This is a genomic window from Streptomyces sp. CA-249302 (assembly GCF_050936785.1).
Lineage (GTDB): Bacteria > Actinomycetota > Actinomycetes > Streptomycetales > Streptomycetaceae > Streptomyces.
In genome coordinates this window covers 5,253,626-5,279,518 of the sequence record NZ_JBNJMG010000001.1, presented here as the reverse complement: position 1 = coordinate 5,279,518, position 25,893 = coordinate 5,253,626, and the positions used below count along the sequence as shown (strand labels likewise).

Genomic DNA, 25,893 nt, shown 5'->3' with positions numbered 1-25,893 from the left:
CCGTGCCATGACGTGCCTGTACACCGTCACATTCGACTCCGGCGCCGATCCGGTCGCGGTCCGGGTCGGTGGCAAGTGCGCCGGTCTGCTGGCGATGACCGGCTCCGGGCTGGCGGTGCCGCCGGGGTTCGCGTTGACCGCCGACGCCTTTGACACGCTGCTCGACGGCGACGGCCTGCGCGCGGAGATCGACGCCCTCCTCGCCCGGCTCGACGGCTCCGACACGGCCGACACCGAGGCACGCGCCGCCGAGGTCCGCCGACTGGTCACCGAACGGCCCGTGCCGGCCACGGTCGCGACGGCCGTCACCAGTGCCTACCAGGCCCTGGGGGACGTCCCGGTGGCCGTGCGATCCAGCGCCGAGACGGAGGACCTGGCGGGCGCGAGCTTCGCCGGGCAGTACGACACGTACCTGTGGGTGCGGGGAGCCGACGCCGTCCTCGACGCCGTACGCCGCTGCTGGGCGAGCCTGTGGACAGCCCGTGCGATCAGCTATCGCCTTGCGGGCGGTGTGCCCGAGCGGGGGCTGAGCATGGCGGTCGGTGTGCAGCGGATGGTCGATGCCCGTACAGCGGGCGTGGCCCTGACCCTGAACCCGTCCGACGGCGACCGCTCGAAGATCGTCATCGATGCCGTGTGGGGGCTCGGTGAGCCGATGGTGTCCGGGGAGATGACCCCCGACCACTACGTCGTGGACAAGGTACTGCTCGTCCCCGTACGGACGGCGTTGGCCCCCAAGCACCATGAACTCGTCGCCGCGCCGGACGGAGCCGGCCTCGTCCGGCGCACGGTCGCCGAAGCCCGCCGGGACGCGGCCTGCCTGACCCCCGCTGAGGTCGTCGCCGTCGCCCGGCTGGCGAAGACCGTCGAGCGCCGCTGCGGCTGCCCGCAGGACATCGAGTGGGCCATCGACCGTACTCCCGTCCCGCTTCCGGACGGCGTTCCTCGGGTGCTGTTGCTCCAGACGCGGCCCGAGACGGTCTGGAGCAACAGACAGCGCACCGCCGCCGCGGTGGTGTCCGGAGCGGGTGTGTCCAGCATCGCCGACACCATGCTCGGCCTCGGGACCCGCCCGACCTGAGACCCGGTTGCACGCCCCGGTTCACCGCGGGCTCGACGAAGGGATCCAGCCATGGCGACCCAGCCGCGAACGGCGCCCGGACGGACACCCGGATCGCGCAGGTCCTTCCCCAGCCCCTACGAGCAGCCGACGCCCGCCGGGGCCGAGGGCTGGCGGAGCCTCTACCCCTATCACGTCCTCTTCCAGCCCGAGCGGCGCGCCGAGGACGAGGCGAAGTTCTGGTTCTGCGACAGCCAGCACTGGCCCGCGGTGCTCAAGCCGTTCGAGACGGTCGGACCCGAGCTGGCGGCCAAATGCCTGGGCCAGTTCAACACCCGGTACTTCCTCGTGCCGCCCGCGTCCGGCATCGAGTCCCGAGTCCATCTGGGCTATGTCTATCTCAGCCCGGTCGTCGTGCCACCGGACGAGGCCGCGGCGCGCGTACCGGAGTTCCTCAGGCGCGCGGGGTACTACTTCGAGCACTGGGACGAGCTGCTGGACAACTGGAAGCGCAAGGTCCGCACCACGATCGAGGAGCTGGAGGAGATCCGGTTCACCGCTCTGCCCCACGCGCAGCCGTACGAGGAGATCGAGCGCGGTACCGGGCTGGACGCGACCGACGCCCTGCTCGACGGATACGACCGGCTCCTGGCGCTGTGCCACCGGGCCTGGCAGTACCACTTCGAGTTCCTCAACCTCGGCTACGCGGCCTACCTGGACCTCTTCCGCGCGTGCCGACAGTGGTTCCCCGACATCCCCGACCAGGGGATCGCGACCATGGTCCAGGGCGTGGACATGGAGCTGTTCCGCCCGGACGACGAGCTGAAGAGGCTGGCGAAGCTCGCCGTCGAACTGGGCCTGGAGCACCCGCTCACCGCGCCCGACCCCCTTGCCGCCATCACCCGGGCACCCGGAGGCCGCGAGTGGCTGGCCGCCTGGGAGGCGGCCCGCGACCCATGGTTCAACTTCACCTCGGGCAACGGCTTCTACAGCGACGACCGTTACTGGCGAGACGACTCCTCGCTGCCCCTGGGGTACGTGCGCGACTACGTCAGGCGGCTGCTGCGCGGTGAGGACATCGACCGGCGGGTGGCCGCGCTCGTCTCCGAACGAGACCGGGTCACCGCCGAGTACGCCGCCCTGCTCGACTCCGGGCAGCGCGCGGACTTCGAGGCCAAACTGCGGCTCGCCCGCCAGGTCTACCCGTACGTGGAGAACCACAACTTCTACATCGAGCACTGGACCATGGGCGTCTTCTGGCGCAAGGTCCGGCAGTTGTCCGCGCTGCTGCACCGGGCGGGTTTCTGGCCCGGCGAGAACGACCTGCTCTACCTCACCCGCGACGAGGTGCGCGGTGCGCTGTTCGACTTCGCGGCCGCCTGGGCGCAGGGCTCCGTCCCGGCCGGCACCTCCTACTGGCCGCCCGAGACGCAACGGCGGCGGCGGATCGTGGACGCCCTCGCGTCCCGGCGCCCGGACCCGGCGCTGAACCGGCCGCCGGAGGCCGTGACGGAACCGTTCAGCATCATGCTGTGGGGCATCACCAGCGAACGCGTCCAGTCCTGGCTGACCGACCCCGCCGCCGGCGACCTGACCGGCATGGCAGCCTCGCCGGGAGTCGCGGACGGTGCCGCCCGGATCATCCGCAGCCCCGCCGAACTGGACCTCGTACAGGACGGGGAGATCCTCGTCGCGCCCGTCACCGCGCCGAGCTGGGCCCCGGTGTTCGGCCGGATACGGGCCATCGTGACCGACATCGGCGGGGTGATGTCGCATGCCGCCATCGTCTGCCGTGAATACTCCCTCCCCGCGGTCACGGGGACGGGGACGGCATCCACTGTTATCAGGACGGGACAGCGGATCCGGGTGGACGGCACCGCCGGCACGGTCACCCTCCTCGACTGAGCACACCCGCAGGGACAGGAGACCGTCATGCCCCGCGAACCGCTCGACGCCCTTCCCCTCGACGCGTACCGGGTCCCGGCGGCGGACGAGGTGACCGCACTGGTGAGCCTGACCGGCACCGAGCACGAGATATGGGACCGCGCCCTGCCGTATCTCGACGTGCGTGACAACGACCTGCACTCGCTCTACGCGTACGGACTCGCCACCGCGTTGCTGAGCGCGGTGCCGGGAGCCCGCGCCGAGGTCGTGCTCCCGGCGATCCTGCTGCACGACACCGGCTGGAAGGCCGTGGACCCCGCACGCATCCTGCCGGCCATCGCCCCCGGCTCCCACGACGCCGCGACGATCCGCCGGCACGAGACCGAAGGAGCCGCCATCGCCGCCCGCATCCTCGCCGACATCGGATACCCCCGGGAGGAGACCGCGCGGATCACCGCCATCGTCGACGGCCACGACACCCGGCGGCACGCCCTGAACGCCGACGACGCGGTGGTCAAGGACGCCGACAAGCTGTGGCGGCTCACCCCGCACGGGTTGCGGACCATCGGCTCCTGGTTCCGTCTCGACGCCGAGCCGACGCTTCGGCTGGTCCTGTCCGGGACCTACGACCGGCTGCTCACCGAGCCGGCACGCGCGGTCGCCGGTGCGCTGGCCGCCATCGCCGGGCTCGGCCACAGCCCGCAGGCGCGAGCGCTCCGGGGCCGGACCCCGTTGACGACCAGCGACCACGACCAGGGATGCGATCAGGGATCCGATCAGGGATACGACTGGGGATACGGCTGAGGATACGGCTGAGGCCACGACCATTCGGATTGACCATGGGTACACCGCGCACCACGCTGGATGCCATGGACTGGTCCCCCGTCTCCGGGCTGGCCGTGACCGACCGGCAGGGTCTGGTCATCGGGTGGGACCCCGGTGCGGAACGCCTGCTGGGACACACGGCCGCCGAGGCTCTGGGACGGCCCGTCGCGGAGCTGCTGGGACTGGGCGACACCGAAGGACCGCAGGAGGACCGGCACACGATGCTGCCGGTCCCACAGGAGGACGGCAGCCTGCTGATGCTGCCCGTTACCCGCTATCCCCTGACCGATCCCCTGACCGATCCCGATCCCTTGGCCGATCCCTTGGCCGATCCCTTGGTCGATCCCTTGGTCGATTCCCTGGTCGCCGACGGAGACCGGACCGAGCCGGGTTCGGTCCTGGTGATCGGCCCGGCGCCGAGCCCGCCCGCGCTCCGGCAGCGGGAGGCGCTGTCGACGTGGGCCCTGGAATCAGCTCCGATGGCGTTCACCGTCTACGACGCCGAACTGCGCTGCGTGTGGCAGAGCGAGCGGATGCGACGCCTCAGCGGCATCCCGGACGAACAGCGGCGCGGGCGCCGCCTGACCGATGTCCTGGCCGGCCCGGACGCCGCCGAATGGGAGGAACGGATGCGGCTCGCCATGCACACGGGTGAGGAGCAGACCGGCGAGATCAAGGGCAGCATCCTGGGCGAGCCCGCCTCCCGGGTACTGAGCGTCTCGGCGACACCGCTGCGGGACGGCCAGGGCCGGACGCTCGGCGTGTGCGCCACCGTGACCGACGTGACCCAGGCCAGTCGGGACCGTATGCGCCTGGCGCTCCTGAACGATGCGAGCGTCCGTATCGGCAGCACCCTGGACGTGGCCCAGACCGGCCGGGAACTCACCGAGGTGGTGGTACCCCGGTTCTCCAACTTCGCCCGCGTCGATCTGCTGGAGGTCATACTGCGGGGCGAGGAGCCCGCCCCCGGGCCGCTGGCCGGGGCCGTCCGGCTGCGCCGGATCGCCGAGCTGAACCTGTTCGAGGGCGTGACGGAGGTACAGGACGCCGCCGACGACTCCGACGTATACCTCGCCAACTCACCCGCGGCGCTCTGTCTGGCCAGCGGACGTTCCGCCGTGTACCGGACGGAGGACCCGGTGATCCGCGCCTGGGTGGCCTCGAGCCCGGCCCGGCAGGCGAAGGTCGCCCGCTACGACACGCACTCGTGGATGCTGGTGCCGGTCAGGGCACGGGGCACGACGCTGGGCGTGGTGATGTTCGTCCGCAACCGGGAGACCCCGGACCTCTTCGAGCCCGAGGACCTGTCCCTGGCCGAGGACCTGGTGGCCCGGGCCGCGGTGTGTCTGGACAACGCGCGCCGGTTCACCCGTGAGCGCACGGCGGCGCTGGCGCTCCAGCGCAGTCTGCTTCCGCAGCGGCTGCCGCGTCACTCCTCGGTTCGGATGGCCTCGCGCTACCTCCCCGCGTCACCGAGTACGGGGGTGGGGGGTGACTGGTTCGACGTGATCCGCCTGTCGGGCGAGCGGGTGGCCCTGGTCGTCGGGGACGTGGTGGGGCACGGGATATACGCGGCGGCGGCGATGGGGCGGCTGCGGACCGCCGTGCGGACCCTCGCCGACGTCGATCCGACCCCCGACGAGCTGCTGACCCGGCTGGACGACCTGGTGATCCAGATGTCCGCGGAGTCGGAGGACGACCCGAGCGGCGATCTGGCTTCGGACATCGGCGCGACCTGTCTGTACGCGGTGTACGACCCGGTGTCGGGCCGCTGTTCGCTGGCCCGGGCCGGTCATCCGCCTCCCGCGCTCCTGGCACCGGACGGGACGGCCGGGTTCCTCGAGGTTCCGTCCGGCCCGCCGCTCGGCCTCGGAGGCGTGCCGTTCGAGTCGACCGAGGCGACGCTGGAGCCCGGGACGTTGCTGGCGCTGTACACCGACGGTCTGATCGAGTCCCGGCAGCACGACGTGGACGAGGGAGCGGAGGCGCTGCGACAGGCACTGACCAGGCCGGCCGATTCACTGGAGCACCTGTGCGACCAGGTGGTACTGACCCTGCTCCCGGACGGCCCCGCCGACGACGCGGCGCTGCTGCTGGTGCGCACCCAGGTGCTGGACCCGCGGCGAGTCGCGGTGTGGGACGTGGCCGCGGACACCGCGGCGGTGCCTCGGCTGCGTGCCGAGAGCGTACGCAGACTGGCGTCCTGGGGCCTGGAGGAAGCCGCGTTCGTGACCGAGTTGGTGGTCAGCGAACTGGTGACGAACGCCATCCGGTACGGCGGCTCCCCGATCCAGCTGCGGCTGATCTACGACCAGGTGCTGACCTGCGAGGTCTCGGACGCGAGCAGTACCGCGCCGCACATGCGGCGGGCGCGGACCTTCGACGAGGGCGGCCGCGGCCTGCTGCTGGTCGCACAGCTGACGCAGCGGTGGGGAACTCGGCAGACCCGGTCGGGAAAGACGATCTGGTGCGAGCAGACCCTACCGACCGAGACCGGTCGGGACGAGGGGCCGGAGCCGGTCGACCCGGTGTGACCCGGCCTGCAACCACACACGTCGAAGGGCCCCACCGCGAACGATGGGGCCCTTCGACAACGTGCCCGGTGAGGCACTGGCGGAGGATACGAGATTCGAACTCGTGAGGGGTTGCCCCCAACACGCTTTCCAAGCGTGCGCCCTAGGCCTCTAGGCGAATCCTCCGCCGCAAACAATACAAGACGTTGAGGAGTGCTCGCGAACTCGTTCCCGCCCCCTGCCATCGGGTACTGTTTGGGCAGCCCCTCACGCGGCGCTATCTGACTGAACTCCCCCAGGGCCGGAAGGCAGCAAGGGTAGGTTGGCTCTGGCGGGTGCGTGGGGGGCGCTTGCGTTCCCGGGGAGTGCGCGGGGTCGGGTTGTCAGTGGGCGCCTATAACCTCGTATGCGTGTCGTCTCTCGCGCTGTACCGCCGCTATCGCCCGGAGTCGTTCGCCGAGGTCATCGGGCAGGAGCATGTCACCGACCCGCTGCAGCAGGCGCTGCGGAACAACCGGGTCAATCACGCGTACCTGTTCAGCGGGCCGCGCGGGTGCGGGAAGACCACCAGCGCGCGGATCCTGGCGCGGTGCCTGAACTGCGAGCAGGGCCCCACCCCGACCCCCTGCGGCGAGTGCCAGTCCTGCCAGGACCTGGCCCGTAACGGCCCGGGCTCCATCGACGTCATCGAGATCGACGCGGCCTCCCACGGTGGCGTGGACGACGCCCGTGAGCTGCGCGAGAAGGCCTTCTTCGGCCCCGCCGCCAGCCGCTACAAGATCTACATCATCGACGAGGCCCACATGGTCACGTCGGCCGGTTTCAACGCGCTGCTGAAGGTCGTCGAGGAGCCGCCGGAGCACCTCAAGTTCATCTTCGCCACCACCGAGCCCGAGAAGGTCATCGGGACGATCCGCTCGCGGACCCACCACTACCCCTTCCGGCTCGTGCCGCCCGGCACCCTGCGGGAGTACCTCGGTGAGGTGTGCGGCAAGGAGAACATCCCCGTCGAGGACGGGGTGCTTCCGCTTGTCGTTCGGGCCGGTCAGGGCTCCGTGCGTGACTCCATGTCCGTCATGGACCAGCTCCTCGCCGGTGCGCGCGAGGAAGGTGTGACGTATGCCATGGCCACCTCCCTCCTCGGCTACACCGACGGCTCCCTCCTCGACTCCGTCGTCGAGGCCTTCGCCACCGGTGACGGCGCCGCCGCCTTCGAGGTCGTCGACCGCGTCATCGAGGGCGGCAACGACCCGCGCCGTTTCGTCACCGACCTGCTGGAGCGCCTGCGCGACCTGGTGATCCTCGCCGCCGTCCCGGACGCCGCCGAGAAGGGCCTCATCGACGCCCCGGCCGACGTCATCGAGCGCATGCAGGCCCAGGCCGGCACCTTCGGCGCCGCCGAGCTCAGCCGCGCCGCCGACCTCGTCAACGAGGGACTGACCGAGATGCGCGGCGCCAACTCCCCGCGCCTCCAGCTGGAACTGATCTGCGCGCGCGTGATGCTCCCGGCCGCGTACGGCGACGAGCGCTCGGTCATGGCCCGCCTCGACCGCTTGGAACGGGGTGTGAACTTCTCGGCGGGCACCGGCGGCATGCCCGCGATGGGGTATGTGCCGGGGCCCGAGGCACACGGGGGCGGGGGAGCGACGATGCCGGGCGCGCCGGGAGGTGGCCCGGGTGGCGGCCTTGGCGGCGCCCCGGTTCCGCCCGGCGGCGGCCCGGCCGCGGCACGTGCGGCGGTACGGGCTTCGGGGGCGCCGGGTGGGCAGGGGGGTTACGGCGGCCAGGGGAGCCAGGCGGGTCAGGGGGGTTACGGCGGGCAAGGCAACCAGGCCGGTCAGGCAGGCCACGTCGGCCCAGGCAGCCAGGTCGGCCAGGGCCTGCCGGCAGCGGCGGAGCCTCCCGCCCAAGCACCGGCCCAAGCACCGGCCCAGGCGCCGCAACAGGCACCGGCTCAGGCGCCGTACCAGGCACCGGCCGTGGCTGAACCCGCCCAACCCGCCCAACCCACCGCTCCCGCCCCTTCCACGCCTTCTGCCCCTGTCGGCCACCAACCGCAGCAGCCGCACCAGCCCCAGTCGCCCTCGTCAACGCCCGCCGCTCCCCCCACCGCAGCGGCCCCCGCCCCCGGCGCCTGGCCCACAGCCGCCCCCGCAGGCGGCGGCCGACGTCCCGGTGGCTGGCCGACGGCGACCCCGGCGGGCGGCGGCGGACAGCCCTCGTCCACCCCCGCGGCACCTGCACCGACACAGGCCCCCGCCCCGGCAGCCACGCCCCCCGGCACCGGCCCGGCCCCGGCGGCCTACGCACCCCCGAGCGGCGGCCTCGACCCCCGCATGCTCTGGCCGAACATCCTGGAAGCGGTCAAGAACCGCCGTCGCTTCACCTGGATCCTGCTCAGCCAGAACGCCCAGGTGGCCGGCTTCGACGGCACGACCCTCCAGCTGGGCTTCGTCAACGCGGGCGCCCGGGACAACTTCGCGAGCAGCGGCAGCGAGGAGGTCCTGCGCCAGGCGCTGGCCGAGCAGTTCAGCGTGCAGTGGAAGATCGAGGCGATCGTCGACCCGTCGGGCGGCGGCTCGGCCCCCGCCCCGACCGGCGGCGCACCGGGCTTCAACGGCGGCGGAGGCGGCGCCCCGGGCGGTTACGGCAGCGGCGGCTACGGCGGCGCGGGCAACGCCGGTGGCTACGGCACCGGTACGCCCGCCCAGCGCCCGGCGCCCGCACAACCGACCCCGTCGACACCGACACCCCCCACGGCCTCCCAGCCCTCCGCCCCCACACCCACCCCGGCCCCCGGCCCTCCGCTCCCGACCCCGCCCCTCCCGTCAACATCGAGGACGACATCCCCGAGGACGACGACCCCGACCTCAACGAATCGGCCCTCTCCGGCCACGAACTGATCGTGCGGGAGCTGGGAGCGACGGTGATGGAAGAGTTCACGAACGAGTAGGAGGGCCCCTTTCAGGAGGTCCCCTTTCCAGTGCCGGTCCGCACCATCAGCCTGTCCGGCGTTTGAGGACAAGGCCCCTTGAGGGCCGAAGCGGGGGTCCGGGGGCGCAGCCCCCAGATACACGGCCGCCAACGCCGCCGCACCCCTTGGAGGAACCTCCAGCACAGCCACCCGGCTACGCTGACCCCCGTGAAGGTCCTCGTCATCGGAAACGGCGCCCGCGAACACGCCCTGTGCCACTCCCTGTCCCTCGACCCCGCCGTCGCCGCCCTGCACTGCGCCCCCGGCAACGCGGGCATCGCCGAGGTGGCCGAGCTGCACCAGGTCGACCCCCTCGACGGCACGGCCGTATCCGCGCTGGCCACCGAACTCGGTGCCGACCTGGTGATCGTCGGCCCGGAGGCCCCCCTCGTGGCCGGGGTCGCCGACGCCGTGCGCGAGGCCGGGATCCCGGTCTTCGGCCCCGCCGGGGACGCCGCGCAGATCGAGGGCTCGAAAGCCTTCGCGAAGGACGTCATGGCGGGCGCGGGGGTCCCCACCGCGCGTTCGTACGTATGCACAAACCCCGACGAGGTCGAGGAGGCCCTCGACGCCTTCGGCGCCCCCTACGTCGTCAAGGACGACGGCCTCGCGGCCGGCAAGGGCGTCGTGGTGACGTCCGACCTCGACGCTGCCAGGGCACACGCGAACTCCTGTGAGCGCGTCGTCATCGAGGAGTTCCTGGACGGCCCCGAGGTCTCCCTCTTCGCCATCACCGACGGCGAGACGGTCGTCCCCCTCCAGCCCGCCCAGGACTTCAAGCGCGCCCTGGACGACGACGAGGGCCCCAACACCGGCGGCATGGGTGCGTACTCCCCGCTGCCCTGGGCCGACCCGAAGCTCGTCCAGGAGGTCCTGGACACGGTGCTCCAGCCGACCGTCGACGAGATGCGTCGGCGCGGAACCCCGTTCTCCGGTCTCCTCTACGCCGGCCTCGCGATCACTTCCCGAGGCGTACGGGTCATCGAGTTCAACGCCCGCTTCGGCGACCCGGAGACCCAGGTCGTGCTGGCCCGTCTGAAGACCCCGCTGGCCGGCGTGCTGCTGGCGGCCGCCACCGGCGACCTCGCCGACCTGCCGCCGCTGCGCTGGAGCGACGAGGCCGCGGTCACCGTGGTCGTCGCATCCCACAACTACCCCGGCACCCCGCGCACCGGCGACCCGATCACCGGCCTCGACGAGGTGGCCGCCGAGGACGCCCCGCACGCATACGTCCTGCACGCCGGCACCAGGCGGGACGGCGATGCGATCGTCAGCGCCGGCGGCCGCGTCCTGTCCGTCACGGCGACCGGCAAGGACCTCACCCAGGCCCGCGACCGCGCCTACCGGGCGGTCGCCCGCATCCGTCTCGACGGTTCCCAGCACCGCACGGACATCGCGGCGAAGGCGGCGCGGGAGGCGGACGCCTGACCCGGTGCCGCAAGCAGGCCCGCAGTGAACCCCGCAGGCCCCGTATCCGTCTTCGGATGCGGGGCCGACTGCTGTGTCCACCCAGTCGAAGACGCCCGGCCGAAGACATCGGACATCGCAGGACCGATTCTCTTAGAACCCGAGTCAAAAACAGAGGCCTGATCCTCGCGATCCGTCATCCACCTCTGACCAAAGCCATTCCATCGAGTGACCGGTCCCCCATCCGGATGACGGGGCCCCGGACCCCAACTAGGGTGCGGCGCAAGCGTTCCGGCACTTGGCCCACCGGCATTGCGATGTCAGTGGCGGGTGCCACAGTGGGGGAGTGAGCAACGCCAGGACAGCCAGGCACTCGGCACAGCCGGGGAGGGGGTGAGGACCGGTCGTGACCGGTACCGGTATGGGAGTGGAGGCGGGCGCGCAGGCCGCGCGCTCCAGGGCCCTCGCCGTGCTGCGGATCCGCAGCCGCGCGCTGGCCGTGGCGCTGCTGCCCGCGGCGGCCGCCGTGATCCTGCTGGCGGGCGGTTCCACCGGGCATCTCGTGGGCCCGTTCTGGCATGTGGCCCGGTGGGTGATGAGCCCCGTCGCCGTCCTCGTGCTGCTCGCCGCCGGCGCCGTCGCCCTGGTCGTCGCCCGCGCCCGCCCGGCCGTGAGCCCGACGGTCCAGATCGCGGAGGAGTCCGCCCCGGACCTGTACCGGATGGTGCGCGACCTCGCGGACCGCCTGGACGTTCCGGCGCCCTCCGCGATAGCCCTGACCCCCGACTGCGACAGCTGGCTCGAGGACCGCACCCACCCGGCCCATGGCCCGCCACCGGCCGAGGACCGCCACGACGAGATAGCGGGCGCCCGAGCCCCGCACCGCCGCGGCTCCGCGGCCCCGGTGCTGGTCATCGGCTCCCCGTTCCTGTGGTGGATGCGCGTCGGCGAGCTGCGCGCCGTCCTCGCCCCGGTCGTCGCTGGTACGGGACCTTCGGCGCACCCGGACATAGCCGCGGCCCGCCGTTTCGTGCGGGGTCTGGACGCGGCGGTGGCCGTCGCCTCGACGCGGGGCCGCTGCCCGCTGACCCGCGCCGTCTGCGCCGGCATCGGCGCGGTGGCCCGCCTCCTCCTGCGCAGCTGCCGTGAGCATGCGGCGCTGATGGAGCGCGGGGTGGCTGCCGCGGCGGCGGAGCGTGCACAGGCTGTGGATTACGGACTGCGCATCGTCGCCCAGGAACAGGTCGGCCTGGCCTACGCCGGCTGGGACCGCCTCCTGACCAGGGTCGCGCTCCCCGCCTGGCGCATGGGCCGCTGGCCCTCCCGCCTGTCCGCGGGCGTCGTCGCAGCCCTCACGGAGCTCTCCCGCCGAGACCGCCTGGCCGAGGGCTTCGCCTCCCGCCTGGGCGAACGCCCCGCCTGCGACCTCCTGGAAGAACCCGGCGTGATCGACGAGGCGACATCCCTCCTGGCCGCCCGCCTCTTCCACGGCGGCCCCGCCGAACAGGGCCCCGACTGGTCCCCGGTCGACTGGCAGGAGTACCCGGAGGAGGTGGTCGACCGCAAATGGCGCACAGACGCGGCCCGCCTCCACAAGGTCCTGGACACCATGGGCGTAAGCCGCACAACAAACCCCACAACCCCGGACTCCGACGCCCCGACCTTGTCCCGAATCCTGGACCACCTGTCGTCCACCACCCAGGACTCCACCACCCCCAGGGCGAACGAACCCGCAGCGACGCACGCGGACGAACCCGCAGCCGCCGACGGCGGATCCGCCCCACAGGGGCCACCCGCACTCGACGACGAAACTGTCATGGGTGGTGCGGGTGGGAACGAATCGTTCGATGGCGAAGCCGAGAACGAACAGGCCACGACCCTCGCCGCAGCTCTCACCGCCGAGCTAGCCCGCGAGGAAGCCACCCCCACCCCCACCGACCCCCCGCCCCCGACCCCGCCCTCTGGGACGACACCCCCTCCCCCTCTTCCCGCTCCAACCACCCCGCACAGCCCGCGAGTTGCTCACCGACCACGTCACCGCGATGGTCTGCTGCGCCGCCATGGACACCGCAGGCGCCACCCCCGGCCTCGACTGGCTGGACGGCCCCTCCCTCCTCCTCAACGGCGAACGAGCCGCCGACCTCACCCCCCGAGTCCTCAGCCTCGTGGAGGACGGCGACCCCGCCCCCCTCCGAGCCTGGCTCCTCGACTCCGGCATACGCCCGGAGAAGCCGGTCCGCCTCGTCTGACGTCACGCAAGAGCCCCCACCGACCGGAACCCCTGATTCCACTTTCGGCCAATTCGCAACGAAGTGTGACCAGTCGCGTGCGTAATGTGATGTGCTGGGACCGATCGCGCACATGGCAAGGGCTTACGGCACAGGCACAGGCACCCGCACAGAACAGACACACCGCACGCGACCACGCGACCACGGGGGCATGAGGGAGGGGAGCAACCATGGGGTCGGACCAGATCCGCCGCTGGGAGTCCGGAGCGCTGGCACACGCCGTGACCGACCCCTTCGGCCAGGGCCCCGTCCCCTGGCTCCGCGGCACGGAGACGTACTTCGGCGACACCGGCCAGGTCGTCCCCTGGTACCTGGAGGGCACCCAGCAGCCGCCCCACGACCAGTCCCACAGGGCCCACCAGCCCCCCGGCGACGCCCCTCGAGTCCCCGCCCCCCGAGCCTCCGGCGGCCCCCGCTCCGCGGACGACGTCGGCCGCCAGATCAAGGGCTTCATCTCCACCGGCGCGGTCGCCCCCGGCGACGCCGTCGACTTCCACATCACGGTCGACCCGCCCCAGGAATTCGCCGTCGACATCTACCGCATCGGCCACTACGGCGGCGACGGCGCATCGAAGATCACCACCAGCCCCCGCCTCTCCGGCATCGTCCAGCCCCCGCCCCTCACCGCGGACCGCACGGTCTCCTGCCACCACTGGTGGCTGTCCTGGCGTCTGCAGATCCCGAGCTTCTGGAGCATCGGAGCGTACGTCGCCGTCCTCACCACCGCCGACGGCTACCGTTCCCACATCCCCTTCACGGTCCGCGACAACCACCCCGCCGACCTGCTGCTCCTGCTGCCCGACGTGACCTGGCAGGCGTACAACCTCTATCCGGAGGACGGCCACACGGGCGCGAGCCTCTATCACGCCTGGGACGAGGACGGCCGTCTCCTCGGCGAGTCCGATGCCGCGACGACGGTCTCCTTCGACCGCCCGTACGCCGGCGCCGGCCTGCCGATGCACGTCGGTCACGCCTACGACTTCATCCGCTTCGCCGAGCGTTACGGCTACGACCTCGCCTACGCCGACGCCCGCGACCTGCACGCGGGCCACGTGGACCCCACCCGCTACCGCGGCCTGGTCTTCCCCGGGCACGACGAGTACTGGTCGGCGAACATGCGCCGCACCTGCGAACTCGCCCGCGAGCACGGCACGTCTCTGGTCTTCCTCTCCGCCAACACCATGTACTGGCAGGTGGAGTTGGGCCCGTCCCCGTCCGGCGTCCCCGACCGCCTGCTCACCTGCCGGAAGCGCAGGGGCCCCGGCCGCCCGGTCCTCTGGCGTGAAGTCGACCGGCCGGAGCAGCAGTTGGTGGGTATCCAGTACGCCGGAAGGGTCCCCGAGCCCCACCCCCTGGTCGTCCGCAACGCCGAGCACTGGCTCTGGGAGGCGACCGGCGCGCACGACGGAGACGAGATCGAGGGTCTGGTAGCCGGTGAGGCGGACCGCTACTTCCCGCGCACCCCGCTGCCGGAGCACGAGGACCGCATCCTGCTGGCCCACTCCCCGTACACCGACTCCGAGGGCGCCCTCCGCCACCAGGAGACGTCCCTCTACCGGGCCCCTTCCGGCGCCCTGGTCTTCGCGTCCGGAACCTTCGCCTGGTCGCCCTCGCTGGACCGCCCGGGCCACGTGGACACCCGGGTCCAGCGCGCCACCGCGAACCTCCTGGACCGCATCTGTAAACGTGACTGAGCCCGCAGGCCCAAACCCTTCATCGCACCCCCACCAAGACCGATTCCCGCCATAAGCGAGAATCGACCCACTTGGACAGAACCACGGGGAGGAACCGTGTCCGGATTCGTAGAAAAGCCCGAGCCGATTCAGGTTCCGGGCCTGGTCCACCTCCACACCGGCAAGGTGCGTGAGCTGTACCAGAACGAGGCCGGCGACCTCGTGATGGTCGCCAGTGACCGTATCTCCGCCTATGACTGGGTGCTGCCGACCGAGATCACCGACAAGGGCCGTGTCCTCACGCAGCTGTCCCTGTGGTGGTTCGACCAGATCGCCGATCTGATGCCCAACCACGTGCTGAGCACGGAGCTGCCGGCGGGTGCCCCCGCCGACTGGGCGGGCCGCACCCTCGTCTGCAAGTCGCTCCAGATGGTCCCGGTGGAGGCCGTCGCCCGCGGCTATCTCACCGGCTCCGGCCTGCTGGAGTACAACGAGTCCCGCACGGTCTGCGGCCTCGCCCTCCCCGAGGGCCTGGCCGACGGCAGCGAACTCCCCGCTCCGATCTTCACCCCGGCCACCAAGGCCGCGGTCGGCGAGCACGACGAGAACGTCTCCTACGAGGAGGTCGCCCGCCAGGTCGGCGCCGACACCGCCGCCCAGCTGCGCCAGGCGACCCTCGCCGTCTATTCGCGAGGCCGGGACATCGCCCGGGACCGCGGGATCATCCTCGCGGACACCAAGTTCGAGTTCGGCTTCGACGGCGAGACCCTGGTCCTCGCGGACGAGATCCTCACCCCGGACTCGTCCCGCTTCTGGCCGGCGGACCAGTGGGAGCCGGGGCACGCGCAGCCGTCGTACGACAAGCAGTTCGTGCGCGACTGGCTGACCTCGCCGGAGTCCGGCTGGGACCGGAAGAGCGAGCAGCCCCCGCCGCCGCTGCCGCGGGAGATCGTGGACCGGACGCGCGCCAAGTACGTGGAGGCGTACGAGCGTCTGACGGGCACGAGCTGGTCGTAACCCCGCTCGCAACGAGAGAAGCCCCCCGGTTTCCACCGGGGGGCTTCTCTCATACGGAGCGAACGACGAGGTTCGAACTCGCGACCTCAACCTTGGCAAGGTTGCGCTCTACCAACTGAGCTACGTTCGCACTGCGCCGAAGCGCGATGCCCACTATACCCAACCCCGCTCGCGGGCGAGCCGCACCGCCGAGTGGCGGTTCTCCGCCCCGAGCTTCGAGACGGCCGAGGACAGGTAGTTCCGGACGGTCCCCTGGGACAGCGCGGCGCGCTCGGCGATCTCCGCGACGGGCGCCCCGTCGGCGGCGAGTTCCAGCACCTCGGCCTCCCGCGCGGTCAACGGGGAGTCGCCGGAGGCGATCGCGTCGGCCGCCAACTCCGGGTCCACGTAACGCTGTCCGGCGTGCACCGTGCGGATGATCTCCGCGAGCCGCTGCGCGCTGACGGTCTTGGGGACGAACCCGCGCACACCTGCCGCAAGCGCCCGCTTCAGATGTCCCGGACGGCCGTGGCTGGTGACGATCAGGACCTGGCAGCCGGGCAGTTCGGCACGCAGGGATGTGGCGACCTTCACACCATCCGCGCCGGGCATCTGGAGATCCAGTACGGCGACATCCGGTTCGTGGGCCCGTGCCATCGCCAGCGCCTCGGGTCCGGACGCCGCCTCGGCGACGATCACCAGGTCGTCCTCCAGCGCGAGCAGCGCGGCGAGCGCACCCCGGATCAGATGCTCGTCGTCGGCGAGCAGCAGCCGCACGGGCGTGGTCATGCCGTGACCTCTCTCACGCTCAGCGGCACCTCGGCCGTAACCCGGAAAACGTCCGCACCGACCGGCCCCGCTTCAAGGCTCCCGCCCACGGCGGAGAGCCGCTCCCGCAGCCCGGCGAGGCCGGAGCCGGCGCCCGCCACCGGACCGGAACCGGTGTCTCCAGGCGGGTCGGCCGCTTCGGAACCGGCGCCTCCGACGGGGTTCGTCGCGCCGTCGTTCTCCACGGTCAGCACCACCCGGTTTTGATGCACGTGCAGTGATATGTCACATTGCACCGCATCCCCGTGCCGCAGCACATTCGTCGTGGCCTCCCGCACCACCCACCCCAGAACCGACTGCACCTCCCCCGCCAGTCCCCCGACCTCCCCGGTGACCCCGCACCGAATCCCTGCCGCGCTCAACACCCCCTGCGCACCCGCGAGTTCGACCCCCAGATCCGCCTCCCGATACCCCCGTACGACCTCCCGCACCTCCCGCTGCGACTCCTGCGCGATCCGCTGCACCTCGATCATCTGGTCCACCGCCTCGGGCCGTCCGCGCCGGGCGAGCTGCACGGCGAGCTCGCTCTTCAGGGCGATCACGGCGAGGTTCCGCCCCATCACGTCGTGCAGATCCCGCCCGAACCGCAGCCGTTCCTCGGCGACGGCGAGCCGGGCCTGGACCTCCCGGGACCGTTCCGCGTCCCACAGCACGGACAGGGTCCAGGCGCCGCAGCGGCCGGTCAGCAGCGAGATGAGTGCGGAGAACCCGGCCACCACTCCGGCCATGGCGATCCCGGCCGGATCGGGGTCGACGACGGCGAACGCCGCCATCAGCGCCACCGTGAGCAGCGCGGACCGGCGCAGAAACAACCCCATCGGCGCGACCAGCCCGTACAGCAGCCCGAAGGGGAGCAGTACGGCGCCGACGGCGAGTCGGGCCGTGAACTCGTCGGTGCCGCCGAGCATGGCGAGCACCAGGGCCAGCGTCAGTGCGAGGGCGAGCAGGGCGGTGGCGGGGCGCAGGGCGCGCGGCGGGAGTTCGGCGCGGCCCAGATAGTGGTCGAGCACGGGCCGGGTGAGCCGGTTGGCCTCCACGCACTGGAGGGCAGCGACCAGGAGCAGCAGCCCGCCGACGACCAGCGCCGCGGGCCGCCGGTGCAGCTCGCCCACGAGCGGCAGCGCCAGCCAGAACAGCGAGAACGACCAAGTGGTGAAGTACCAGGTGACCACCGACTGCATCTCGACCCGCTGAGCCTTGCTCAGATCCCGCCAGTGCCGCCGCTGCCACCCCTTGATCCGCCCGAACACAGCGCCCCCGTCACCTACCTCCGCGGCTCCCACCGGAACCACCTCCGCACAGCAAACACCGCGAGCACGGTCCAGGCCAGCGCGGTGGCGACGGCGCCCAGTGCCTCGTAACCGCTCAACTCGCCGGTCAGACCGCCCCGGACCAGCCGGATCGCGGGGGAGAACGGGAGCAGTTCGCAGACGGAGGCGAGGCGGTCGGGCAGGACGTCCGTCGGGAGCGCGATGCCGGAGCCCACCATGGACAGGAGCACCAGTGGGAGCGCGGTGACCTGCGCGCTCTCCACGGTCCGCGTGACGGACGCGGTGACCGCGGCGAGCGCCGCGCTGAGCACCAGGCCGGACAGGACACCGAGGACGGTGAGATACGGCGCCTTGGGCGCGTCCATGTCGAGGAGCAGCGCGCAGCCCACGCTCAGCACGACGGTCTGCGCGAGGCCGATGCACACGGCGGGCAGCGCGGTGCCGACGAGGATCTCGGGGTCGCCGAGCTCTCCGGTGCGCAGCCGCTTGAGGACGAGTTCCTCGCGGCGGGCGACGAAGGCGCTCACCAGGGAGGTGTACACCGCGAACAGGAGAGAGAACCCGACGGCCGCCGTCACCATCAGCGTCCCGACGCTCAGTCCCTCCGCCTTCAGATCGATCTGATCGGCGGTCGGCCGCACACTGAACGGCAGCACCAGCGGCACCAGCAACACCGTGACCACGGCACTCCGATTACGCCCGAGCAACGTCAGCTCGGCCCGCGCCAGCGCCCGCAGCCGCCGCCCGACAGGGACCCGTGCCGCTCCCCTCACGCGCCCACCCCCGACAACCGCCCGCTCCCCGACCCCGCTCACGCCGCCGCCCCCTGCTCCCACGTGCTGCCCTGCTCCCGCGCGATCCCCAGAAACGCCTCCTCCAGCGAGGCCGACCGCACATCCAGCCCGTGCAGCTCCACCCGCGCCCCCGCCGCCCACACCAGCAGTCCGGTCGCCGCCCGCTGCAACTCCCGCGTCCGCAGCCGTACGACCTCCCCGTCCACCTCGTGCCCGCACACCCCCAGCTCGCCGAGCGGCGGCAGGTCCCCGAGGAAGTAGCCGTGCGGCAGCCGGAAGGAGATCCGCGAGGGCTGCCCGGCCGTCACCTCGGCCGGTGTCCCGGTCGTCGCGATACGCCCCTCGTGCAGGATCGCCAGCCGGTCGGCGAGGCCCTCCGCCTCCTCCAGATAGTGCGTGGTGAGCAGCACCGTCGTCCCCGCGTCGCGCAGCGCCCGCACCAACTCCCAGGTGTCCTGGCGCCCTTCGGCGTCGAGCCCGGTCGTCGGCTCGTCGAGGAACAGCACCTCGGGCTCGCCGAGCAGGGCGAGCGCGAGATCCAGGCGCCGCCGTTCACCGCCGGACAGCTGCTTCACCCGTACGTCGGCCCGCCGTTCGAGCCCGACCAGCGCGAGCGCCTCCCGCTCCGGCCGCGCGCCGCTCACGCATCCCGCCCACATCCGCGCGGTCTCGGCGACGGTCAGCTCGGACGGAAAGCCGCCCTCCTGGAGCATCACGCCCGTGCGCGGTCGTACGGCGGCCCGCTCCTCGTAGGGGTCGTGCCCGAGCACCCGCACCCGCCCCGCGGCCGGCCGGGCGAGCCCCTCCAGCAGTTCGACGGTCGACGTCTTGCCCGCGCCATTGGTGCCGAGCAGCGCGAAGATCTCGCCGCGGCCCACGGAGAAGGTGATTCCGCGTACCGCCTCGAACCCGCCCCCGTACACACGCCGCAGGTCAGTGACCTCAATCACGTGTCCGTGTTCGTTGTTGTCCATGGCTCAAGCGTCCCGGCGCTCCGGGCGCGGAAGCAGTGCGCGGTGTCATCGCCCGGCATGACAAATGTCAGGCGAGCGCTCGCGGGGGAACGAAAAGACCCCGGTCCAGTGGACCGGGGTCTGATTCCCGAGCGGACGACGAGGCTCGAACTCGCGACCTCAACCTTGGCAAGGTTGCGCTCTACCAACTGAGCTACGTCCGCATTGCCTCCGACCGGCTCCCACCGATCGGCGCGAGCACCAGCCTACCTGATCCACTAGGTGGTCAAGACCGGCGGTGCAGAGCGGGTGACAGGAATTGCACACTGCGCCTTCCCCCTGGAAGGGGGATGTTCTGCTACTGAACTACACCCGCATGTACTCCGTGGGCTGGGCTTTTCCGTCCCCGCCCCTCGGCGTGCTCCAGACTCTAGCTGACCAGGTGGGGTGCAACGCAAGTCGGTTGTCCCGAGGGGCGGGTGACCCGGCGTCGGCAGTGACTGCCGTGCCGCCTACTGGGCCGCGGCGAACGCCTCGTAGACCTTCTTGGGGATGCGTCCGCGGGCCGGGACGTCCATCTTGTTGGCCTGGGCCCAGGCGCGGACGGCGGCCGGGTCCGGGGCGACCTCGGTCTGCCGGTACGTCTTGCCCGACTTCGACCGCTTGCGGCCGGCCTCCACGTAGGGCTCGAGTGCCTTACGCAGTTTCTTGGCATTGGATTGATTCAGGTCGATCTCGTACGACTTGCCGTCGAGCCCGAAGGCGATCGTTTCCGCCGCTTCCGAGCCGTCGATGTCGTCAAAGAGAGTGACCACGACCTTCTGCGCCACGAATATCGGTCCCTTCGTACGGCACGTTGCCAATTCATTTGTACAGTGCCCGACAATGCAATGTGAAGCCCGACTAAATCCTTTGGCGTGTCCGAGCGCAATAGGTATCGGGTGTCGATCGCGGATCTTTCCCGGAAATTTTCGCGAACGCGCTCGTCGAGGCCGGATCGTGACAGCGGTCACGTAGTTTCCTACAAGTCGACGCGCGTAGAAATTTTGTACGGGTAGTCTGAAGGAACCTGCTCAGCACCACACCACCGGGAGTGCCAGTGGCACGCGTCGTAGTCGACGTCATGCTCAAGCCGGAGATCCTCGACCCCCAGGGCCAGGCGGTGCAGCGCGCACTGCCGCGTCTGGGTTTCGAAGGCATCTCCGACGTACGTCAGGGAAAGCGATTCGAACTGGAAGTTGACGGGCCGGTCGACGAGGCCGTCCTGGCCCGCATCCATGATCTTGCGGAATCCTTCCTCGCCAACACCGTGATCGAGGACTTCACGGTTCGGGTGGATGAAGTCGCGGAGGCCGCGAAGTGACCGCTCGTATTGGCGTCGTCACTTTCCCGGGAAGTCTCGACGACCGGGACACCCAGCGCGCGATCCGCCTCGCGGGCGCCGAACCGGTCGCCCTCTGGCACAAGGACAAGAACCTCCACCAGGTGGACGCGGTCGTCCTCCCCGGCGGTTTCTCCTACGGCGACTATCTCCGCGCGGGCGCCATCTCCCGCTTCTCGCCGGTGATGGAGTCGGTCATCGAGCAGGCCAAGGCAGGGCTCCCGGTCCTGGGTATCTGCAACGGCTTCCAGATCCTCACCGAGGCCCACCTCCTCCCGGGCGGGATGCTCGGCAACGATCACCTCCACTTCATCTGCCGCGACCAGAAGCTGCGGGTGGAGAACGCCTCCAGTGCGTGGACGGTCGACTACAGCGCGGGCCAGGAGATCCACATCCCGCTGAAGAACATGGACGGCCGGTACGTCGCCGACGAGTACACGCTCGACAAGCTGGAGGCGGAGGGGCGGGTCGCGTTCCGGTACGTCGTCCGTGGCGAAGCCACTGATGGATGCGGCAACCCGAACGGCAGCCTCCGCGACATCGCCGGCATCACCAACGAGGCCGGCAACGTCGTAGGCCTCATGCCGCACCCGGAGCACGCCGTCGAGCCGCTCATCGGCTCCGGCCGCACCGACGGCCTCCCCTTCTTCACCTCGATCCTCAAGAAGCTGGTCAACGCATGAGCCGGACGCCTCTGGACACGGTCGAGCACGCGGCCGCGACCCCCGACGTCGAGCTGCCCTGGGCCGAACTCGGTCTGAAGAAGGACGAGTACGAGCGCGTCGTGGAGATCCTCGGCCGCCGGCCCACCGGCGCCGAGCTCGCGATGTACTCGGTCATGTGGTCCGAGCACTGCTCGTACAAGTCCTCCAAGGTCCACCTCCGCCAGTTCGGCGAGAAGGCCCCGCAGAGCGACGCGCTGCTCGTCGGCATCGGCGAGAACGCGGGTGTGGTGGACGTCGGTCAGGGCTACGCCGTGACCTTCAAGGTCGAGTCGCACAACCACCCGTCGTACGTCGAGCCCTACCAGGGCGCGGCCACGGGTGTCGGCGGCATCGTGCGCGACATCATCGCGATGGGCGCGCGGCCGGTGGCCGTGGTCGACCCGCTCCGCTTCGGCGCGGCCGACCACCCCGACACCAAGCGCGTCCTCCCGGGCGTCGTCGCGGGCATCGGCGGCTACGGCAACTGCCTGGGCCTCCCGAACATCGGCGGCGAGGTCGTCTTCGACTCCTGCTACCAGGGAAACCCGCTGGTCAACGCCGGTGCCATCGGCGTCATGCGGCACGAGGACATCCACCTCGCGAAGGCGTCCGGCGCTGGCAACAAGGTCATCCTGTACGGGGCCCGGACCGGCGGCGACGGCATCGGCGGCGCCTCGATCCTGGCCTCCGAGACCTTCGACGACGCCAAGCCGAGCAAGCGCCCGGCGGTTCAGGTCGGCGACCCGTTCCAGGAGAAGCTGCTCATCGAGTGCACGCTCGAAGCCTTCGCCGAGAAGCTGGTCGTGGGCATCCAGGACCTGGGTGCGGCGGGCCTGTCCTGCGCCACGTCCGAGCTGGCGTCGAACGGCTCCGGCGGCATGCGCGTCACCCTGGACGACGTACCCCTGCGCGACTCGACGCTCTCGCCCGAGGAAATCCTCATGAGCGAGTCGCAGGAGCGCATGTGCGCGGTCGTGGAGCCGGCGAAGGTCGAGCGGTTCCTGGAGATCTGCGACAAGTGGGACGTCATCGCCACGGTGATCGGTGAGGTCACGGACGGCGACCGGCTGGAGATCTTCTGGCACGGTGGCAAGATCGTCGACGTCGACCCGCGCACGGTCGCGCACGACGGCCCGGTCTACGAGCGCCCGTACGCCCGACCGGAGTGGCAGGACGCCCTCCAGGCCGACGACGCCAACAAGCTTGCGCGGCCCGCGAGTTCGGAAGAGCTCAAGCGGCAGGTGCTCCAGCTGGTGAGCTCTCCCAACCAGGCCTCCAAGAAGTGGATCACCTCGCAGTACGACCACTTCGTGCAGGGCAACACGGTGCTGGCCCAGCCCGAGGACTCGGGCATGATCCGCATCGACGAGGAGAGCGGCCTCGGTGTCGCCATCGCGACCGACGGCAACGGCCGTTACGCCAAGCTGGACCCGTACGCGGGCGCGCAGCTGGCGCTGTCGGAGGCCTACCGCAATGTGGCGACGACCGGCGCCAAGCCCCTCGCCGTCTCCGACTGCCTGAACTTCGGCTCGCCCGAGGACCCGGCCGTCATGTGGCAGTTCGCCGAGGCCATCCGCGGACTCGCCGACGCCTGCCAGCAGTTGGGCACTCCGGTGACCGGCGGCAACGTCTCGCTCTACAACCAGACGGGCGAGGTCGCCATCCACCCGACGCCGGTCGTGGCCGTGCTGGGCGTCATCGACGACGTCGCCCGCCGCACGCCGGTCGCCTTCCAGGAGGAGGGCCAGCTGCTCTACCTCCTCGGCGACACGCGTGAGGAGTTCGGCGGTTCGGCCTGGTCGCAGGTGGTGCACGACCACCTCGGCGGTCTTCCGCCCAAGGTCGACCTGGAGCGTGAGCGCCTCCTCGGCGAGATCCTGATCTCCGCCTCCCGCGACGGCATGATCGACTCCGCGCACGACCTGTCCGACGGCGGTCTGATCCAGGCCGTGGTCGAGTCGGCACTGCTCGGTGGCAAGGGCGCGCGTCTGGTCGTACCGGACGGGCTCGACGCCTTCACCCTCCTCTTCTCCGAGTCGGCGGGCCGCGCGGTCGTCGCCGTCCCGCGCTCCGAGGAGGTCCGCTTCAACGACATGTGCGGTGCACGGGGTCTCCCGGTCACCCGGATCGGTGTCGTGGACGGCGACACGGTCGAGCTCCAGGGCGAGTTCGAGCTGTCCCTGGCGGAACTGCGGACGGCGCACGAGGAGACGATCCCGGCGCTGCTCGCGTAGGCGCCTTCGGCCGTACGACAGTGAGGGCCCCGTCCGCCGACCGGCGGGCGGGGCCCTCATCCAACTCGGTTACAGGCCGACCGGGTTGACGTAGGTGCCCGGGTGGGTGGCGCCGTCCTGCTTGAGGATCTGGCCGCCGAAGGGCCACTTGAGGGTGAAGTGCTTCGTCTCGTTCGGCGGGGTGACCAGGAACTTCGCCGGGACGAACTTCTCCTTCTTCGGCGTGGACTTCGCCACCGGCAGCAGCTCGATGCTGAAGTCCACGGTGGCGCCCCGCTCCAGGGTCACCTTCACGGGCTTCTTCGAGGAACGCGCCAGCGACCAGGTGCCGTCGGTCGTCTGGGCGCCGACCATGTCGACCCCGGCGAAGCCGGACAGCGTGCAGGTGCGGCTGCTCTTGTTGGTGAACCAGATGTACGCCTGGGTCTGCTTCTTGGCCTGCCCCATCTCCGGCTTCGCGTCGCCTCCCGTGGCGAACCCGGCCTTCAGGTCGGCGGTGTGGCAGCGGGTCGGCGCGGCCTTGGCAGTGGCGGCGGAGGCCGGGACGGCGGAAACGGCAGCGCCGGCGGCGACGACGCCCGCGACGGCAACGGCGATGAGCTTGCTGTTCATGGAGTTTCGGGTCCCCTCGTGTACCGATCGGCGCGTTAGGTCGGTGCGCGCCTGCGCCTCTGAAGAGGTACGGGGCCCGGGGGGAGGTTCGGTGGTCCGCCGGACCTTTTCTCGACAGTCGCGTAACCGATGTCACCGCTTGATCACCGGCGTCGGGTACGCCGCGAAGGCATAGGCTCGCCGCCATGTCACCGGCCAAGAAGCGCGCCCGCGCCTACGACCCCGTCAAGATCCGTGCGGCCGTGCAGGGCCAGTTCGGGAACGTACGGGAGGCCGTGCGCACGCTGGCCCCGGAGCAGCTCGCGCTGCCGACGCGGCTCGGGGAGTGGACCGTACGGGAGCTGGTCGCGCACATCGGGATGGCGCTCACCGCCGTGCACCGGGCCCTGGACCGGCCCGCGCCCGCGCGCCAGGACGCCGTGCTGCTCGACTGGCCGTTCGCCACCGCCGCCAGTTCCTCGGCCATCGACGACTTCACCCGCGGCCTCGCGGAACACCACCCCGACCTCGACGCCTACCTCGCCGACATCGACCGGACCCTGGCAGACCTGCTCGACGCCCACCCCGGCACCCGCCTGCTGGAGACCAACGCCGGCGCCCTGCCCCTCGCTGACTACCTGGTCACCCGTACCGTCGAACTGGTCGTCCACACCGACGACCTGAACGCCGCCGTCCCCGGCCTCGACGTCACGTACGACCGCCAGGCCCTCGCCGCCTGCACCCGGCTGCTCGCCGACGCGCTCGCCGTCAAGGCACCCGGCGGCTCGACCGAGGTGCGGATCCCGCCGTACGCCGTGGTGCAGTGCGTCGAGGGGCCGCGGCACACCCGTGGCACCCCGCCGAACGTCGTCGAGACCGACCCGCTGACCTGGATCCGGCTCGCGACCGGGCGGGTGGCCTGGACGGACGCCGTCGCGGAGGCCAAGGTCAGCGCCAGTGGCGAGCGGGCGGATCTGGGTGCGCTGCTGCCGCTGATGGGCTGAGCGGGAGCCTCCGCCGCGCCGGGCCGGGGGAACCGGTCCCGCGTCCCTCCCGTCCCAACGGCATGGACAAACAGCGATTCACCCTCGCCGTCCTGACCGTCCTTCCGCTCGTGGTGGCCTGCGGCAGCGAGAAGGCCGACAGCGGGAGCGGCTCGGTCGACGCCGAGCGGCCCGTCACCGGCGTCGACTGGAGCGTCAAGGACATCACCGCGGACGGCACGACCGGCGCCGCGCACGGCAAGCCGTACCTCGCCTTCGACGCGAAGACCCACAAGGTGGGCGGCAGGCTCGGCTGCAACCACGTGAACGCCACGGCGACGGTACGCGGCGGACACATCACGCTCGGCCGACCGATGACCACCCGAATGATGTGCGACGCCTCACTCATGGAGACCGATCGGGCCCTGCTCGGCCTCTTCGACTCCACCGTCAGCTACCGAGTCGATCACGACACCCTCACGCTGACCAGCGAAAACGGCACGAGCGTGCGGGCCGTCGCCGCCGAATGATCCA

20 protein-coding genes, 4 tRNA genes and 1 other RNA gene are annotated in these 25,893 nt (G+C 71.3%); 15 read left to right on the top strand and 10 right to left on the bottom strand.

Translation table 11 applies throughout. The features are described from left to right. Nucleotides 1-7: 7 nt before the first annotated feature. From ACQEWB_RS23685 to ACQEWB_RS23670, 4 genes are all read left to right on the top strand, one after another. Entirely contained in the window at nt 8-1,081 is a 1,074-nt protein-coding gene (locus tag ACQEWB_RS23685; RefSeq protein ID WP_432834153.1) for a PEP/pyruvate-binding domain-containing protein, read from the top strand. Nucleotides 1,082-1,132: 51 nt separating this feature from the next. Continuing rightward, on the top strand, nt 1,133-2,965 hold the full coding sequence (locus tag ACQEWB_RS23680) for a PEP-utilizing enzyme (RefSeq protein ID WP_432834151.1): 1,833 nt from the start codon (nt 1,133-1,135) through the stop codon (nt 2,963-2,965). Between the two features lie 27 nt (nt 2,966-2,992). Beyond that, complete coding sequence (locus ACQEWB_RS23675) at nt 2,993-3,748, top strand: hypothetical protein (RefSeq protein WP_432834149.1); 756 nt, start codon at nt 2,993-2,995, stop codon at nt 3,746-3,748. A 65-nt stretch (nt 3,749-3,813) separates the two neighbouring features. Beyond that, complete coding sequence (locus tag ACQEWB_RS23670) at nt 3,814-6,303, top strand: SpoIIE family protein phosphatase (RefSeq protein ID WP_432834147.1); 2,490 nt, start codon at nt 3,814-3,816, stop codon at nt 6,301-6,303. Between the two features lie 77 nt (nt 6,304-6,380). Here ACQEWB_RS23670 and ACQEWB_RS23665 read toward each other — a convergent pair. Continuing rightward, nucleotides 6,381-6,468: transfer RNA gene (locus tag ACQEWB_RS23665), tRNA-Ser, on the bottom strand. A 72-nt stretch (nt 6,469-6,540) separates the two neighbouring features. Between ACQEWB_RS23665 and ffs the strand changes: the two genes are divergently transcribed. The 6 genes from ffs to ACQEWB_RS23635 all read left to right on the top strand — a co-directional run bounded on the left by ffs (nt 6,541) and on the right by ACQEWB_RS23635 (nt 15,641). Next, nucleotides 6,541-6,639: signal recognition particle sRNA small type (gene ffs, locus ACQEWB_RS23660), an RNA gene on the top strand. 53 nt (nt 6,640-6,692) lie between these two features. Continuing rightward, a complete protein-coding gene (locus tag ACQEWB_RS23655) occupies nt 6,693-9,185 on the top strand; it encodes a DNA polymerase III subunit gamma and tau (protein WP_432834145.1) in 2,493 nt (830 codons plus the stop codon). A gap of 239 nt (nt 9,186-9,424) precedes the next feature. After that, a complete protein-coding gene (gene purD / locus ACQEWB_RS23650; protein ID WP_432834143.1) occupies nt 9,425-10,684 on the top strand; it encodes a phosphoribosylamine--glycine ligase in 1,260 nt (419 codons plus the stop codon). A gap of 400 nt (nt 10,685-11,084) precedes the next feature. Then, on the top strand, nt 11,085-13,106 hold the full coding sequence (locus ACQEWB_RS23645; RefSeq protein WP_432843965.1) for a hypothetical protein: 2,022 nt from the start codon (nt 11,085-11,087) through the stop codon (nt 13,104-13,106). 15 nt (nt 13,107-13,121) lie between these two features. Continuing rightward, nucleotides 13,122-14,645 carry a N,N-dimethylformamidase beta subunit family domain-containing protein gene (locus ACQEWB_RS23640; RefSeq protein ID WP_432834141.1) on the top strand — a complete coding sequence of 508 codons (1,524 nt, stop codon included), beginning with the start codon at nt 13,122-13,124 and terminating at the stop codon, nt 14,643-14,645. Between the two features lie 96 nt (nt 14,646-14,741). After that, a complete protein-coding gene (locus ACQEWB_RS23635; protein ID WP_432834139.1) occupies nt 14,742-15,641 on the top strand; it encodes a phosphoribosylaminoimidazolesuccinocarboxamide synthase in 900 nt (299 codons plus the stop codon). A 57-nt stretch (nt 15,642-15,698) separates the two neighbouring features. Here ACQEWB_RS23635 and ACQEWB_RS23630 read toward each other — a convergent pair. From ACQEWB_RS23630 to ACQEWB_RS23595, 8 genes are all read right to left on the bottom strand, one after another. After that, nucleotides 15,699-15,771 (bottom strand) — tRNA-Gly (locus ACQEWB_RS23630). A 23-nt stretch (nt 15,772-15,794) separates the two neighbouring features. Further along, a complete protein-coding gene (locus ACQEWB_RS23625) occupies nt 15,795-16,409 on the bottom strand; it encodes a response regulator (protein ID WP_432834137.1) in 615 nt (204 codons plus the stop codon). Further along, a complete protein-coding gene (locus ACQEWB_RS23620; protein WP_432834135.1) occupies nt 16,406-17,731 on the bottom strand; it encodes a sensor histidine kinase in 1,326 nt (441 codons plus the stop codon). The genes ACQEWB_RS23625 and ACQEWB_RS23620 overlap by 4 nt, the downstream gene beginning before the upstream one ends. Further along, the gene (locus ACQEWB_RS23615) at nt 17,713-18,492 is read right to left on the bottom strand and encodes an ABC transporter permease (protein WP_432834133.1); all 780 of its coding nucleotides are present in this window, start codon (nt 18,490-18,492) and stop codon (nt 17,713-17,715) included. Before ACQEWB_RS23615 ends, ACQEWB_RS23620 begins: the two co-directional genes overlap by 19 nt. Before the next feature lie 38 nt (nt 18,493-18,530). After that, entirely contained in the window at nt 18,531-19,487 is a 957-nt protein-coding gene (locus ACQEWB_RS23610; RefSeq protein WP_432834131.1) for an ABC transporter ATP-binding protein, read from the bottom strand. Between the two features lie 130 nt (nt 19,488-19,617). Beyond that, nucleotides 19,618-19,690: transfer RNA gene (locus ACQEWB_RS23605), tRNA-Gly, on the bottom strand. Nucleotides 19,691-19,770: 80 nt separating this feature from the next. Further along, nucleotides 19,771-19,842: transfer RNA gene (locus ACQEWB_RS23600), tRNA-Gly, on the bottom strand. A gap of 136 nt (nt 19,843-19,978) precedes the next feature. Then, nucleotides 19,979-20,296, bottom strand: a complete 318-nt coding sequence (locus ACQEWB_RS23595) for a histone-like nucleoid-structuring protein Lsr2 (RefSeq protein WP_432834129.1) — start codon at nt 20,294-20,296, stop codon at nt 19,979-19,981. 269 nt (nt 20,297-20,565) lie between these two features. Here ACQEWB_RS23595 and purS point away from each other — a divergent pair, with 269 nt between their 5' ends. Genes purS through purL form a run of 3 tightly spaced genes read left to right on the top strand, consistent with a single transcriptional unit; the run spans nt 20,566 to nt 23,785 of the window. Further along, nucleotides 20,566-20,829 (top strand): phosphoribosylformylglycinamidine synthase subunit PurS, encoded by a 264-nt coding sequence (gene purS, locus ACQEWB_RS23590; protein ID WP_360835218.1) that lies wholly within the window; start codon nt 20,566-20,568, stop codon nt 20,827-20,829. Further along, nucleotides 20,826-21,530 carry a phosphoribosylformylglycinamidine synthase subunit PurQ gene (purQ, locus tag ACQEWB_RS23585; protein ID WP_432834126.1) on the top strand — a complete coding sequence of 235 codons (705 nt, stop codon included), beginning with the start codon at nt 20,826-20,828 and terminating at the stop codon, nt 21,528-21,530. Before purS ends, purQ begins: the two co-directional genes overlap by 4 nt. Next, complete coding sequence (gene purL, locus ACQEWB_RS23580; protein WP_432834124.1) at nt 21,527-23,785, top strand: phosphoribosylformylglycinamidine synthase subunit PurL; 2,259 nt, start codon at nt 21,527-21,529, stop codon at nt 23,783-23,785. The genes purQ and purL overlap by 4 nt, the downstream gene beginning before the upstream one ends. 69 nt (nt 23,786-23,854) lie before the next feature. Here purL and ACQEWB_RS23575 read toward each other — a convergent pair whose 3' ends face one another. After that, on the bottom strand, nt 23,855-24,397 hold the full coding sequence (locus ACQEWB_RS23575; RefSeq protein WP_432834122.1) for a DUF4232 domain-containing protein: 543 nt from the start codon (nt 24,395-24,397) through the stop codon (nt 23,855-23,857). 185 nt (nt 24,398-24,582) lie between these two features. Here ACQEWB_RS23575 and ACQEWB_RS23570 point away from each other — a divergent pair, with 185 nt between their 5' ends. Then, nucleotides 24,583-25,380 carry a sterol carrier family protein gene (locus ACQEWB_RS23570; RefSeq protein ID WP_432834120.1) on the top strand — a complete coding sequence of 266 codons (798 nt, stop codon included), beginning with the start codon at nt 24,583-24,585 and terminating at the stop codon, nt 25,378-25,380. A gap of 62 nt (nt 25,381-25,442) precedes the next feature. Beyond that, the gene (locus ACQEWB_RS23565; protein ID WP_432834118.1) at nt 25,443-25,889 is read left to right on the top strand and encodes an META domain-containing protein; all 447 of its coding nucleotides are present in this window, start codon (nt 25,443-25,445) and stop codon (nt 25,887-25,889) included. Nucleotides 25,890-25,893: the final 4 nt, after the last annotated feature.